The organism is Leifsonia lichenia, from assembly GCF_054780215.1.
In genome coordinates this window covers 37,525-52,032 of the sequence record NZ_BAAGWT010000004.1, presented here as the reverse complement: position 1 = coordinate 52,032, position 14,508 = coordinate 37,525, and the positions used below count along the sequence as shown (strand labels likewise).

At 71.0% G+C, this 14,508-nt stretch carries 10 protein-coding genes; 5 read left to right on the top strand and 5 right to left on the bottom strand.

The genetic code is table 11. The annotated features are described in order from the left end of the window. Positions 1-100: 100 nt before the first annotated feature. Positions 101-1,624 carry an aminopeptidase P family protein gene (locus tag ACYVGI_RS10750; RefSeq protein ID WP_460632616.1) on the bottom strand — a complete coding sequence of 508 codons (1,524 nt, stop codon included), beginning with the start codon at positions 1,622-1,624 and terminating at the stop codon, positions 101-103. Between the two features lie 33 nt (positions 1,625-1,657). Here ACYVGI_RS10750 and ACYVGI_RS10745 point away from each other — a divergent pair, with 33 nt between their 5' ends. Next, positions 1,658-2,530, top strand: a complete 873-nt coding sequence (locus ACYVGI_RS10745; protein ID WP_460632615.1) for a PHP domain-containing protein — start codon at positions 1,658-1,660, stop codon at positions 2,528-2,530. Positions 2,531-2,602: 72 nt separating this feature from the next. Beyond that, on the top strand, positions 2,603-3,751 hold the full coding sequence (locus ACYVGI_RS10740; RefSeq protein WP_460632614.1) for an aggregation-promoting factor C-terminal-like domain-containing protein: 1,149 nt from the start codon (positions 2,603-2,605) through the stop codon (positions 3,749-3,751). A 77-nt stretch (positions 3,752-3,828) separates the two neighbouring features. Here ACYVGI_RS10740 and ACYVGI_RS10735 read toward each other — a convergent pair whose 3' ends face one another. Then, the gene (locus ACYVGI_RS10735; protein ID WP_460632613.1) at positions 3,829-5,337 is read right to left on the bottom strand and encodes a DEAD/DEAH box helicase; all 1,509 of its coding nucleotides are present in this window, start codon (positions 5,335-5,337) and stop codon (positions 3,829-3,831) included. A gap of 126 nt (positions 5,338-5,463) precedes the next feature. On the opposite strand from ACYVGI_RS10735, the gene ACYVGI_RS10730 reads away from it, so the two are divergent. Further along, a complete protein-coding gene (locus ACYVGI_RS10730; protein WP_460632612.1) occupies positions 5,464-6,180 on the top strand; it encodes a ferritin-like fold-containing protein in 717 nt (238 codons plus the stop codon). 147 nt (positions 6,181-6,327) lie between these two features. Here ACYVGI_RS10730 and ACYVGI_RS10725 read toward each other — a convergent pair whose 3' ends face one another. Both ACYVGI_RS10725 and ACYVGI_RS10720 read right to left on the bottom strand, forming a co-directional pair. Next, positions 6,328-6,630 carry a hypothetical protein gene (locus tag ACYVGI_RS10725; RefSeq protein ID WP_460632611.1) on the bottom strand — a complete coding sequence of 101 codons (303 nt, stop codon included), beginning with the start codon at positions 6,628-6,630 and terminating at the stop codon, positions 6,328-6,330. A gap of 10 nt (positions 6,631-6,640) precedes the next feature. Continuing rightward, positions 6,641-6,865 carry a DUF3107 domain-containing protein gene (locus tag ACYVGI_RS10720; RefSeq protein WP_460632610.1) on the bottom strand — a complete coding sequence of 75 codons (225 nt, stop codon included), beginning with the start codon at positions 6,863-6,865 and terminating at the stop codon, positions 6,641-6,643. Positions 6,866-6,973: 108 nt separating this feature from the next. Here ACYVGI_RS10720 and ACYVGI_RS10715 point away from each other — a divergent pair, with 108 nt between their 5' ends. Both ACYVGI_RS10715 and ACYVGI_RS10710 read left to right on the top strand, forming a co-directional pair. Next, a complete protein-coding gene (locus ACYVGI_RS10715; RefSeq protein ID WP_460632609.1) occupies positions 6,974-10,102 on the top strand; it encodes an ATP-dependent helicase in 3,129 nt (1,042 codons plus the stop codon). Positions 10,103-10,148: 46 nt separating this feature from the next. Further along, a complete protein-coding gene (locus tag ACYVGI_RS10710) occupies positions 10,149-13,475 on the top strand; it encodes a UvrD-helicase domain-containing protein (protein ID WP_460632608.1) in 3,327 nt (1,108 codons plus the stop codon). Here the strand turns inward: ACYVGI_RS10710 and ACYVGI_RS10705 are convergent. After that, a complete protein-coding gene (locus ACYVGI_RS10705; RefSeq protein WP_460632607.1) occupies positions 13,412-14,488 on the bottom strand; it encodes a phosphotransferase in 1,077 nt (358 codons plus the stop codon). The genes ACYVGI_RS10710 and ACYVGI_RS10705 overlap by 64 nt on opposite strands. Positions 14,489-14,508: the final 20 nt, after the last annotated feature.

Below are 14,508 nucleotides of genomic sequence, written 5' to 3'. Positions count from 1 at the left end.
GCACCGAGTGGTCCCGAATTGCCGTGGCGCATCCGACGCTCGCGGCAATTCGGGACCACTCGATGCGCGGCGCGCGTGCGCGTGCGGGTGCAGGCGCGGGTCAGCGCGGGCGGCGGACCCAGGCCTCGACGTCGTCGGCGGTGCGCGGGATCGCGACGGAGAGGTTCTCCGCGCCGTCGTCCGTCACCAGGATGTTGTCCTCGATGCGCACACCGATACCGCGGAATTCCTCCGGGACCGTGAGGTCGTCCGGCTGGAAGTACAGGCCGGGCTCGATCGTGAACGTCATGCCGGCCTCCAGCACGCCGTCGAGGTAGAGCTCGCGGCGGGCCTGCGCGCAGTCGTGCACATCAAGGCCGAGGTGGTGGCTCGTGCCGTGCACCATGTAGCGGCGGTGGTGCTGGTTGTCGGCCTGCAGCGCCTCCTCTGCGGTGACCGGCAACAGCCCCCACTCTGCGGTGCGCGCTGCGATGACGCCCATCGCGGTCGCGTGGATTTCGCGGAACCGGATGCCGGGCCGCACGATGGCGAACGCGGCGTCGGCTGCCTCGCGCACCGCCTCGTAGACCAGGCGCTGCGTCTCGCTGAATGTGCCGTCGATGGGGAAGGTGCGGGTGATGTCCGCGGTGTAATAGCTGTCGACCTCGACACCGGCGTCGAGCAGGATGAGGTCGCCCGGCACCACCGGACCGTCATTGCGCGTCCAGTGCAGGATGCACGCGTGGGGCCCGCTCGCCGCGATCGTGTCGTAGCCGACCGCGTTCCCGTCCGCGCGGGCACGCCCGTTGAAGACGCCCTCCACCAGGCGCTCGCCCCGTGGATGCGCCGTGATCCGCTCCAGGTCTCCGATCACGTCGTCGAAGCCTCGCGCCGTCGCAGCGACGGCCGCGCGCAGCTCCGCGATCTCGAACGCGTCCTTGACCAAGCGCAGCTCGGACAGGTCGCGGGCGAGCTGGTCGTCTGCGTCGTGCTGCTCCGGGTCGTAGCCGGGGGCGGACGCGTCGTCTCCGGCGAGGACGATGCGCAGCGCATCCACCGTGTCGGTCAGGGCCGGGTCCGCTTCGCGCAGGACCAGGGTGTCCGCATCGGTGGCGTCGATGACGGCGTCGAGCTCCGCGATGCCGCGGGTCGGCAGGTCGAGGTCGCTCGCGACCTGAGCGAGCGACGGGCGAGGGCCGATCCAGAACTCGCCGATCTCCGGGTTGGCGTAGAACTCGTCGGAGTCGCGGCCGGCCCGCTCGCGGAAGTAGAGCGTCGCATCGTGGCCGGCGTCCGTCGGCTCGAGCACCAGGACGCTGCCGGGCTCCGAGTCGGAGCCCCAGCCGGTCAGGTGCGCGAACGCCGAGTGCGCGCGGAAGGCGTAGTCGGTGTCGTTGGAGCGCTGCTTGAGGCGTCCTGCCGGCACGATCACGCGCTTGCCGCGGTACAGCTCGGAGACCTTCGCGCGCCTGGCCGCGGCGAACGTCGCCTGCTCCCTGGCCTCCGGCAGCGTTTCCTCCCGCTCTGCCCACCCGCTTCCGATGTACTCCTTGAAGCCGTCGGAGCCCGGCGTGGTGGACCTGTTGGACGTGGCGCGAGGGGCGGGGGCGGCGGTTGCGGGCTGAGTCGGCTGCTGCGAGGACATGCCGACCATTCTTCCACTCCTAGGATGGAGTGCATGGCTGATGTGCGACGCTTCCGTGGTCCCATCGACCTGCACACCCACTCGTCCGTCTCCGACGGCACGGAGACACCGGCCGAGCTGGTGCGGGCCGCAGCGGTCGCCGGGCTCGGCACGGTCGCGCTCACCGACCACGACTCCACAGCAGGATGGGTGGATGCGGCTGCCGCGGGAGCCGAGGTCGGCGTCACCGTCATCCCCGGCATGGAGCTCAGCACCCGCATCGAGTTCGCGAGCGTGCACATGCTCGGCTACCTCTTCGACCCGGACGACCCGGCGCTCGTCGCAGAGACCGCGCGCATCCGGCAGGGGCGGCTGACCCGCGCGGAGGAGATGGTCGACCGCATCGCGCAGGACTACGACATCACCTGGGCCGACGTGATGGACCAGGCGACGGAGGGCGCGACGGTCGGCAGGCCGCACATCGCCGACGCGCTCGTCGCCCGCGGTCTCGCCACCGACCGCAGCGCGGCGTTCGCCGGCATCCTGCACTGGCGGGGCGGCTATTACCAGCCGCACTACGCGCCGGCGCCGCTGACCGGGGTGCGGCTGATCCGCGAGGCCGGCGGTGTTCCGGTGCTCGCGCATCCCGCGACGGGAGGCCGCGGACGGGTGATCCCCGAGGACCGTCTCGCCAGACTGGTGGATGCGGGCCTGTTCGGCCTGGAGATCGACCACCGCGAGAACACCGAGGACGGCAAGGCAAGACTCCACGAGCTCGCCGCACGATTCGGCCTCGCCGTGACGGGCTCCAGCGACTACCACGGGGCAGGAAAACCGAACCGGCTGGGCGAGAACACCACCGATCCTGAGGTTCTTGACAGGATCATCGAAGAAGCGACAGGCGCGGCGCCCTTCTACGCGTCCTGACTTTTTGTGCTTAGCCTGGGTCGGGCGCGAACGATCGCGCCTTGCGAGAGAGCACGCGAATCGAGGTCTGGTGTGAGCCGAGGACGCTGGTCGGCGACAGCCGCAGCCGCGGTGCTCATCGCCGCCATTGTGACGGCGGGCGGTGCATCACCTGCTCTGGCTGACACGTCGTACCCGTCGTGGGATGACGTGCAGGCCGCGAAGGCGAACGCCGCAGCCAGCCAGGCTGAGGTCGACCGCATCAACGGCGTGCTTGCCACGCTGCAGACCTCCGCGAACGCGGCGGGCGACCTCGCCATCAAACGCGCCGGGGAGTACGGGCAGGCCGAGGCCGCCCTGCAGACCGCGACGCAGAAGGCCGACGACCTGCGCGGCGAGGCGGACGCCGCGACGACGAAGGCGGCATCGCTGCGCTCGCAGAGCGGAAAGCTCGCAGAACAGCTCACGCGATCCGGCGGGTCAGAGCTGTCGGTGCGACTGTTCCTGACCGGCAACAACTCCGTCACGTCCTCGCAGCTCCTCTACCAGCTCGGCGCCGTCTCGAAGCTGGCCGACCAGGCGAGCACGCTGTTCGCGCAGGCGACGGCGCAGAAGAACCTGGCCGCATCCCTCAGCCAGCAGGCGGCGGCGGCGCGCACCATCCGCGACCGGTTGGCGACGGAGGCCAAGACGGCGCTGGATGCGGCCAAGGCGGCGAAGCAGGCGGCGGATGCGCAACTCGCCGACCAGAAGCAGCACGCCACCACGCTCTACGCCCAGCTCGCCTCGCTGAAGAACACCGAGGCGTCGGTCGAGCAGAAGTACGCGGAGGGCGTCCAGGCGGCGCAGGAGGCAGCGGCTCAGGCGGCCGCTGCCGCCGCTGCGGCCGGTGATGGGGGAGCGGACGGCTTCGCGCCGCCGCCCGGGGTCGTCGTCGATCCGGCCGGTGCGCAGAACTACGCGTCCAGCGTGCTCGGCTCGTACGGCTGGGGCGGCGACCAGATGAGCTGCCTCATCCGGCTGTGGAACCAGGAATCCGGCTGGCGCACGGACGCGTACAACACCTCCAGCGGCGCGTACGGCATCCCGCAGGCGCTCCCGGCGAGCAAGCTCGCGAGCGCGGGCAGCGACTGGATGACCAACTACCGCACCCAGATCAACTGGGGCCTCGGCTACATCAGCGGCCGCTACGGCTCACCCTGCGGAGCCTGGACCCACGAAATCGGCTACAACTGGTACTGACGCAATCGAGCCCGCACTTCTTCACCCGACACGCCGAAGCGAAGGGGGAAGAAGTGCGGGCTCGATTGCTGCGGGCTCTAGGCCGTGGGAGCCGCGGGGGCTCCGCCGCGCGAGCGGCGGCGACGGCGGCGCGGTGCGCTGTTGCCGTCGTGGTGCTCTGCGCCTCCGCCGTCGTGGGTGCCTGCGGCCTGCACGGGCGCGTCCGCGGCGGGAGCGGTCTCTGCCGCTCCTGTGCCGCTCGGGCGTCCGCCGCGGGTGCGACGGCGACGGGACTGGCCGTCGCCCGCGGCGTCAGCGGAGCGCTGGCCGCCCTCGGAGCGTCCACCCTCCGAGCGGCCACCGGAGCGTCCGCCGTCCGATCGTCCGCCTGAGCGCGGGGCGCTCTCGGTCTTCACGGCGGGGGTCGCCTTGAGGCGTCCCTTCGACCCGGCGGGGATGTCCAGGTCGCTGAACAGGTGCGGCGACGATGAGTACGTCTCGGTCGGCTCCGGCTGCCCGAACTCGAGAGCGCGGTTGATGAGCGCCCACTTGTGCAGGTCTTCCCAGTCCACGAAGGTGACGGCGATGCCCGTCTTGCCTGCGCGGCCGGTGCGCCCGGCGCGGTGCAGGTAGGTCTTCTCGTCGTCGGGGATGGTGTGGTTGATCACGTGGGTGACGTCGTCGACGTCGATGCCGCGGGCGGCGACGTCCGTCGCGATCAGGATGTCCTTCTTGCCCGCCTTGAACGCGGCCATGGCGCGCTCGCGCTGCTCCTGGTTGAGGTCGCCGTGCACGGCTGCGGCGTTGAAGCCGCGGTCGTTGAGCTCCTCGACCAGCTTGGCGGCGGCGCGCTTGGTGCGCGTGAAGACGACCGTCTTTCCCCGGCCCTCGGCCTGGAGGATGCGGGCGACGACCTCGTCTTTGTCGAGCGAGTGCGCACGGTAGATCAGGTGCTTGATGTTCGCCTGGATCTGGCCCTCGTCCGGGTCCGTCGCGCGGATGTGGATGGGGCGCGTCATGAAGCGACGGGCCAGCGCGACGATCGGACCGGGCATGGTCGCGGAGAACAGCATGGTGTGGCGGGTGGCCGGGGTCTGCGCGAACAGCTTCTCGATGTCGGCGAGGAAGCCGAGGTCGAGCATCTTGTCGGCCTCGTCGAGCACCATCTCGCGCACGTTGCCGAGGTTGAGGAGGCGCTGCCCCGCGAGGTCGAGCAGACGGCCGGGGGTGCCCACGACGATCTGTGCGCCCGACTTGAGCTGCGCGATCTGTCCTTCGTACGCCTTGCCGCCGTAGATGGCGACGACCTCCGTGTCGCGGTTCGCCGCGGCCTGCGAGAGGTCTTCGAAGACCTGGACGCACAGCTCGCGGGTCGGGACGACGACCAGCGCCTGCACACCGGGCTCCGGGTGCAGGCCGAGACGCTGGATGATCGGGAGGCCGAAGCCGAAGGTCTTGCCCGTTCCCGTCTTGGCCTGGCCGATGATGTCCTGGCCGTCGAGCGCGAGCGGAATGGTCTGCGCCTGGATGGGGAACGGCTCGATGATGCCCTTGGCTGCGAGCGCGTCGACCATGTCCTGGTCGATGTTGAGTTCTGAGAATGTCACTGGTGAATATGCCTGTCGATCGTGAGTGAAAGGTCTACGCCTTGTCCTCGTTCGCAGGCGTAGGGCCGTCGATCCAGCGCCGACGGCATCACAAGCCTACTGGACGTCCCCGTTACACTGCTGTACGTGGCATCCCTGTTCTCCCGACGCCGGCCCCCGGTCGAGCTTCCCCGTCTGACGCCGCGGAACACGCCGACGCAGGCGATCCGCATCGATCTGCACGAGGTGATGCCCGATCTGCTGCCGTACCTCGGCCAGGCCGCCTACCTCCAGCTCGAGGCGTTCCAGACGCTTTCGCGCGTCGTCGGCGAGGTGGATGCGCTCTCCGCGAAGGAGAAGGTGTCTGCCGCGGCGGGGCACGCGCTCTCCAAGCATCAGGGCGTCGAGGCGGAGATCCGGCGCAGGGGAGACGACCCCGCCGAGGTGATGAAGCCGTTCGCGGACGAGATCGACGGCTTCAGCGCGCTCACCACGGGTTCCGACTGGCGGGAGACGCTCCTCGCCGTCCTGGTGACGAGCGGGCTGCTCGACGACTTCTTCATCCGGCTTTCCGTCGGCCTCCCCGGCGACGTCGGCCCGCGCATCGGGCAGTTGCTCGGCTCGGACGGCGGCCAGGACGGCGTGCTGGACGTGCTGCGCGACGAGATCGAGGCCGACCCCAAGCTGGCGTCGCGGCTCGCGATGTGGGGCAGGCGCCTCGTCGGAGACACCCTGCTCGTCGCCCGCTCTGCGCTGCACCTCTCCGGCAACGCAGCGAAGGACGACGAGCGCATCGAGCCGATCTTCACGGAGCTCATCGCCGCGCACACGCGCCGCATGGACGCCCTCGGCCTCACAGCCTGAGCCCCCGCCCACGCCGCCCGCCGCCTCTCCTCCCCGAACGCGATCGAGTGGTCCCGAATTGCCGTGGCGCGCGTGTGCGCACGGCAATTCGGGACCACTCGATGGATGCGCGGGGGCGGCCAGCGCGGGGCGACTAGCGCGGGGCGACTAGCGCGCGACGGCGCCCTTGGTGAGGTCGGCGAGCAGCCGGTCGTCCTGCGCCGTGCGGACGCGGCCGATCACGATGTCGGCCGCCGCGACGACGACGGCGGTGCCGACCAGCGTGATCCACCAGATCCAGCCGCCGTTCCACTTCAGGCCGGCCCAGGTAAGGGAGACCCAGAGCGCGCTCGACACCATGACCCCGAGAGCGGGGATGAGCACGGCGCCGTGCGTATGACGGTTCGGCAGGAAGTAGCGCGCTGCGAGGCCGATGATGGCCCCGCCGAGTGCGACGAAGAGCAGTTCCACGCTGGTGAATCTAGCCGACGAAGCCGATGCGGCGCGACTCGTCCGAGCCGACCTCGACGTATGCGATGCCTGCCGTCGGGATGACGTAGAGCTTGCCCTTGGTGTCGGTGAGGCGGACGAAGCCGGTGCCGCTCGAGAGCGCTGCCTCGACCTGCGAGGCGATCTCCTCCGCCGTCTGCGACGACTCGAAGCTGAGCTCGCGAGGAGCGTTGACGATTCCGATGCGGATCTCCACGTGTGGTGCCTTTCGAATCTGACCGGCGGATGTGAGTTCAGACTACGACACTCGCATGACGGCGCTGCGCAGCGTTCTCTGTCGGCGGACGCCGGTACCGTTTCAGACATGACGATCCGAGGTTTCCGGCCGCGCCCCGATGCGGGGCAGACCGCGGGAGACCTCGCACTCGCCGTCGAGCTGGACGACACGCAGACTGCGGTCCTCTCGCTGCCGGACGGCGCATCCGGATCGGTGATCGGGGCTCCGGGAACGGGCAAGACCACGACCCTCGTCGAGGCACTGGCCGAGCGGGTGCTCGGGCGCGGCTACGGCACGGGCGAGGTGCTCGCGCTCAGCGCATCCCGGTCGTCGGCGACGCGCCTGCGCGACCGGATCGCCCTGCGGATCGGCGTTCCGACCAACGGCCCGCTGGCGAGGACGGCCACGTCGCTCGCCTTCCAGCTCTCCGGCGAGCGGGCACGGGCGAACGCCCAGGAGCCGCCTCGGCTCCTCACCGGAGGGGAGCAGGACCAGATCATCGCGGAACTCATCGCCGGCCATCTGGAAGACGGCACAGGCCCAGCGTGGCCGGAGCCACTTGTCGCCGACGTTCGGCTGCTGCGCGGCTTCCGCACGGAGCTGCGCGAGCTCATGGCGCGCTGCGTCGAGCTCGGGATCACGCCGAGCAGGCTGTCCGAGCTCGGCGCGATCACCGGGCACGACGAGTGGCGGGCGGCGGCGCGGTTCGTCTCCGAATATCAGCGGGTCGTCGACAGCTATCGCGGCACCTTCGTCGACTCGTCCGAGCTGATCGCCGAAGCGGTGTCCGTCGTGCGCGCCGGAAGCTCGCTCGACCGGCTGCGCGCGATCTTCGTGGACGACCTGCAGGAGGCGACACTCGCCACGGTCTCGCTGCTGCGCGCGTTCGCCGCCCGCGGCGTCGCCATCGTGGCCTTCGGCGATCCGGATGTGGCGTCCACCACCTTCCGCGGGGCGGAGGCGACAGCACTCGGCCAACTCGAAGCTCGGCTCGGCGTTCCCGTCCGCCGCTTCGTGCTCGGCACAGCACACCGCCAGACTCCGGCTCTGCGCGACCTCACCGCGCGCGTGACGGAGCGCATCGGCACGGCAGCAGCCGGTGTCCAGCGGCTCGCGTCCGCCGGAAGGGAGGAGCGCGCGTCCGGCCAGGAGGTCGTGCGCATCGAGGCGTCGTCCGCGCCCGCGGAGGCGGCCAGGCTCGCGCGCCGGCTGCGCGAACAGCACCTGCTGAACGGCGTGCCGTGGAACAGGATGGCCGTCGTCGTCCGCTCCGGCGCACACGTCCCTGGCCTCGCCAGGTCGCTCGCCGTCGCAGAAGTGCCCACCAAGACCAGCGTGGCCGGCCGCGCACTGCGCGACGACTTCGCCGCGCGCCAGCTCATCACGGTCGTCGGCGTCGAGCTCGGCGCGGTCGGGCTCACGCCGTCCGTGGTCTCCGAGCTGCTGCTCGGGCCGTTCGGCGGTCTCGACGGCATCAGCCTGCGCCGCCTGCGCCTCGCGCTCCGGCAGGAGGAGCTGGCAGGCGACGGCAACCGCTCCGCCGACGACCTGCTGGTCGAGGCGCTCGGCGCCCCCGGCCGCTTCGCGACGATCGACTCAGCGCCGGCACGCCGCGCCTCCCGGCTCGCGGAGACCATCGGCGCCGGGCGAGAGATAGCCGAGCGCGGCGCGACGATCGAGGAGCTGCTCTGGCACGCCTGGGAGCGCAGCGGCCTCGCCAAGCGCTGGCTGGAGCAGTCGGAGCGCAGCGGCATCGTCGCCGATGAGGCCAACCGGCACCTGGACGGCGTGGTCGCGCTGTTCACCGCGGCCAGGCGGTTCGTGGAGCGCTACCCGGAGCGGCCGGCGTCCGACTTCGTGGTCGAACTGCTCGGCGCCGAGGTCCCGGAGGACACCCTCGCCGCGCAGACCGCCGGAGAGGCCGTGCTGGTCTGCACGCCGAGCGCCACCATCGGGGCCGAGTTCGACATCGTCGCCGTCTCGGGACTCCAGGAGAGCGTCTGGCCCAACCTGCGTCTGCGCGGCTCGCTGCTGCACCCGCAGAAGCTCGCGGACGCCATCGCGGGAACCACGTCCGACACCGTGGACGAACGCGCCCAGGTGCTCGGCGACGAACTCAGGATGTTCGCGCTCGCCGTGTCCCGCGCGCGAACGCAGGTGATCCTCACGGCCACGGCCAACGACGACGAGCAGCCGTCGCCCTTCCTGCGCCTGGCGGCCGACCTGGCGTTCGAAGACACGGACGACTCCGTGCATCCCCTGTCCTTGCGCGGTATGGTCGGGCGGCTGCGACGCCGTCTGGTCACGACGGGCGCCCCCGACGCTGCCGATGCACTCGCCAGGCTCGCGGCGGCGGAGGTCGAGGGGGCTGGCCCGGACGACTGGTACGGCCTGATCGCACCGTCGACGGAGGAGCCGCTGGTCGACCTCGACGATCCGGATGCGGTGGTGCGCGTCTCCCCGTCGCGCCTGGAGACCTTCGAGAAGTCTCCTCTCGCCTGGTTCGTGGATGCGATGGCCTCCTCCCCGAGCGGGCTCGCGGCCGGGATCGGCACGGTCGTGCACGCGGTGATGGAACAGGTGAGCTCCGTACCCGATGGCGACCTCAGCGTCGAGCGCGTGTGGCGCGGCGTCGAGGAACGCTGGAACGAACTGCAGTTCGAGTCGCCGTGGCTGGAGGAGAAGGAGCGCAGGCGCACCAGGAAGCTCGCAGAGGGCGTCTCCGAGTATCTGCGCGACTTCGAGCGGGCAGGAGGCGTCCTGCTCGGCTCGGAGGGGGCCTTCGAGCTCGCGGTCGGCCGCGCTCTGATCCGCGGCACCATCGACCGTGTCGAGCGCACGCCGGAGGGAACCATCGTCATCGTCGACCTCAAGACAGGCAACACGGTGCCGAGCGCGGCGCAGGTGGCCGGCCATGCCCAGCTGGGCGCGTACCAGCTCGCGATGGAGCACGGAGCAGTGGATGCGGCTGGCGACGCTCCGTCCGGCGGCGCGAAGCTGCTCTACGTGAGCAAGGGGGTGCGCGGCAAGGGCTACCGGGAGGTCGTGCAGGAGCGGGTCGACAGCGAAGCGCTCGACCGCCTCACGGCCCGCGTCGAGGAGGCGGCGGCCGGGATGGCGGGCAGCACGTTCGCCGGGGTGGTCGACCTCGGGGACAGGGACCCGCACGCGAAGTACGAGTACCGCATCCACCTGGTTCCGGCGGTCAGCGCATGATCGGGACAGCGCATGATCGGGGAACGGGCATGATCGGGGAACGGGCATGATCGAGGAGAACGGCGACGGCCTGCTGGAGTGGGGAGCGGACGAGGCGACGCTCGACTTCGTCGAGCAGGCGTTCACGCTCGCGCACGAGGAGCATCCCCGGCCGGCGCGCAGGATCAGCGCGGTCGAGATCGCCGAGGCACTGGGTCTGCCGAGCCCGACGCTGCAGCAGCAGGCTGTGATCGAGGCGCCGCTCGAACCGGCGATCGTCGTGGCGGGGGCCGGCAGCGGCAAGACGGAGACGATGGCCAACAGGGTGGTCTGGCTGCTCGCCAACGGACATGTCCGGGTGCCGGAGATCCTGGGCCTGACGTTCACGCGCAAGGCGGCGGGGGAGCTCGCGATCCGCATCAGGAAGCGGATCGAGCAGCTCGTCGCTTCGGGGCTCACCGACATCGAGTTCGATCCGTTCGACGCGCCGGAAGTGGCGACGTACAACGCGTTCGCCAACGCGATCTTCCGCGAGAACGCGCTGCTGATCGGGCGCGAGCCGGAGTCGGCCGTGCTCAGCGAGGCGTCGGCCTGGCAGCTCGCGAGGCGTCTCGTGGTGACGAGCACGGACGACAGGCTGGTCGAGCTGGAGAAGAGCGTCGACACCGTCACCTCCGCGGTCATCTCGCTGAGTCGCGCGCTCAGCGAGAACGTGGTGGACGCTGCCGATGTCGAGCGGATGACGGAGCGCTTCCGGACGATCGCAGACCTCCCCACCGGCAGCGGGCGGGTCAAGGAGCTGTACGCCTCGGTGCGCGCCGCCATCGCCGTGGTCGGTGCGCTTCCGCCTCTGCTCGATCTCGCGGAGCAGTTCGCGGCGGAGAAGGTGCGCCGTGGCTTCGTCGAGTACTCCGACCAGGTCGCGCTCGCCCTGCGCGTCAGCGAGCGCGTGCCGTCCGTTGCAGACGACTACCGGGCCCGCTACCGGGTGGTGCTGCTCGACGAATACCAAGACACCTCGGTGGTGCAGACCCGTCTGCTGTCCCGGCTCTTCGGCGGCCAGGCGGTCATGGCGGTCGGCGACCCGCACCAGTCGATCTACGGCTGGCGCGGCGCGAGCGCTGCGAACCTCGGCCGGTTCTCGCTCGACTTCACCGGCACACGCGACGGCGCCGCGGAGTACGCGCTGAGCACGAGCTGGCGCAATCCGACGAGCGTCCTCGACGCCGCGAACGCGCTGGTCGCGCCGCTGACGGCGAGCTCGCCGGTGCACGTCGAGCAGCTCCAGCCGCGGCCGGGAGCGGAGAAGGGCGAACTGATCGCCGTCTTCGAACAGACCGTGGCAGACGAGGCGGAGGCGGTCGCCGCCTGGCTGGGCGAGCGCCTGGCCACCAGGGATGCGCGGGGAGCCGTGCCGAGCGCAGCCATGCTCTGCCGCTCGCTCAAGAAGATCGACGTCTTCACCTCGGCGCTCTCGCGCAGGAACATCCCGTACCACGTGCTTGGCCTCGGCGGACTGCTCGAACAGCCGGTGATCGCCGACCTCGTGAGCGCCATGCGGGTCATGCACGATCCGACGGCCGGCTCGGAGCTCATCCGCCTGCTGACCGGTGCACGCTGGCGCGTCGGCCCGAAGGACATCGCCGCCCTCCGGAACGTCGCATCCTGGCTCGCCGCCCGCGACCACCGGTTCCAGGAACTCGACCCGGAGGTGCGCAGACGGCTGCGTCAGTCCGTGGCCGGCGACGAGTCCGCCTCCCTGGTGGACGCTCTCGACTTCGTCGTCGAGGCCAAGGAGGGCCACACGCAGCTCTCCGCGTTCAGCGAGGACGGCCTGCACCGGATGCGCGTTGCCGGCCGGCAGCTCGATCACCTGCGCTCGCGGGTCGGCCTCGACCTCCTCGACCTGGTGACGCTCGTGCAGCAGGAGCTGCTGCTCGACATCGAGGTCGCGGCGAACGAGACGGCGCAGCTCGGGCAGGCGAGCCTCGACGCGTTCGCCGAGCAGGTGTCGTCCTATCTGGCGAGCGACGACCAGGCGACCCTCGGCTCGTTCCTCGCCTGGCTGGCGGAGGCGGAGCGCCGCGACAACCTTGCGCCGCGCAGCGAGGAGCCGGAGCCTGGCACGGTGCAGATCCTCACCATCCACGGGTCGAAGGGGCTCGAATGGGACATCGTGGCCGTGCCAAGGATGGTCGACGGCGAACTTCCCGGCGCACCGCAGAGCAAGCGCGGCTGGTTCGAGTTCGGCGCTCTTCCGTACGAGTTCCGCGGCGACTCGACGGAGCTGCCCGTGCTCGCCTGGCGCACCGCTGAGACGCAGAAAGACATCGACGAGTCGATCACGGCGTTCGAGGAGGAGATCGTCGCCAGGCACGCCGCCGAGCAGCGTCGGCTGGTCTACGTCGCCGTCACCAGGGCGAAGGAGCACCTGCTGCTCTCCGGGTCGTACTGGTCGACGCAGAAGAAGCCGCGCGGACCTGGCGCGTACCTGCGAGAGTTGCAGGCGGCGGGTCTCCTGCCGGAGGACGCGTTCCCCGAGTGCGACGAGCCGGACGAGAACCCGTTCGCGCTCGACGCCCAGACCGTGACCTGGCCGCTCGACCCGCTCGGCGCACGCCACCAGAGGGTGCACGCTGCAGCGGCCGCGGTCCAGGCGGCGATCGAGCGCGGGCCGGGCGACGGCGGCGTGTACGCGAACGACCTCGACCTGCTGCTCGCCGAGCGCGCGCGGAGGGAGAGCGACGCCGGACTGGTCGAGCTGCCGACGCGCATCCCCGCCTCCCGGTTCAAGGACTACGTGACAGACCCGGCGTCGGTCGCCGCTGCGCTGCGCCGCCCGATGCCGGAGCGGCCGTACCGCCAGACGCGCCTCGGCACGCTCTTCCACGGCTGGGTGGAGCAGCGCTACGGCACGCTCGCCGGCGCCGCCGACGTGATCGACGCCGCGGCGAACGAGCTGGACGACCCTGCCGGCGAGCTGCTCGAGGCCGAACAGCTCGCCGAGCTGCAGCGCACCTTCGCCGCCAGCGAGTGGGCAGGCCGCAAGCCGGACGAGGTCGAGATCGAGATCCACGTGACCCTCGCCGGGCAGGTGGTCGTGTGCAAGCTGGATGCGGTCTATCCGGCCGACGACGGTGTGCACAGCCACCAGATCGTCGACTGGAAGACCGGCAAGGCGCCGCGCGACGCCGCCGACCTGGAGCGCAAGCAGCTCCAGCTCGCGCTCTACCGGCTGGCGTACGCGCAGTACGCCGGGGTCGATCCCGAGCGGATCGACGCCGTGTTCTACTTCGTGGCCGACGACGAGGTCATCCGGCCGGAACGGCTCTACTCGGCGGAGGAGCTGCGGTCGCTCTGGTCGTCGTCGACGGGCTTCATCCCGCCCGCGTGACCGTATGCGTCCGAGTTGCGGTCGCCCGGCGTGCGGTCGAGCATCGCCTCGACGTCGTCGATCGCGAGGATCGGTCCCGTCGCCGTCGACAGCGGGGTGACGGCGTTGCTGTGCACCCGGTCGACCAGGCCGTCGAGCATCCCGACGGCGTCGTCCACGATGCTCTGGTCGCGCACCTCGCGGCCGTGCAGCAGCCAGCGGGCGACCTCCAGCTCCGCGTACAGCATCGCGCGCTGGGTGAACTGCCGGTCGGTCGCCACCTGCCGGGTGGAGGCGTACGCGCCGAGCGCGCCCTCCGTCGCCTCCGGGTTCATGGCGAGCAGCCAGTGCAGATCGCGGGCGGGGTCGCCGACGCGCAGCGCCGACCAGCCGAGCACGGCGAGGACGGTCTCGTCCTCGACCAGGAACGAGTCGGCCGTGAGCGCTCCGTTGACCACGGTCGGCTGGAACTGCCAGAGCGACTGGTCGGCCGACGCGTCGCGCCAGCGGTCGCGCAGCGCGCTCGGCAGCAGCCCCGTGGAGGCGGCCGACTCGATCAGGGCGGTGGTGGAGGTGTGGCACTCCGCCGCGCTCAGCACGGGGAGCCCCGCCTCGCCGACGAAATTGGTCGGAAGCGTGTGGATGGCCGCGATGGCGTGCCCGATCGACCCGGCGAGACCGTCGCCAGGCGGGATGTCGTCCACGTCGATGTGGTGGCCGGGCAGGAAGTCGTAGACGATCGCGCGGGTTCCGCCGACGGGCGCCTGGCCGAGATAGCTGGGCACGTCGAACGGCAGACGGCTGCGGATGCCGGTCGTCAGCGCTCGGAGGGCGACGAGGTCGGCGCTCTGCTCGGTCTCCGCCGCCTGCGACGTCGGCACCCGGATGACCGAGGTCGCCCCGTCCCTGCCGCTGAGCAGCGCGGAGTCGAACTCGCCTGCGCCCCCGAGGGTGTAGCTGCGGGCACCGGAGACCTCGAGCCCCGGCACGGCCGAAGTGGCCAGCGCGGCTAGAGTGAGATGGGATCTGGCCATGCGCCAAGGTTAATTGGACT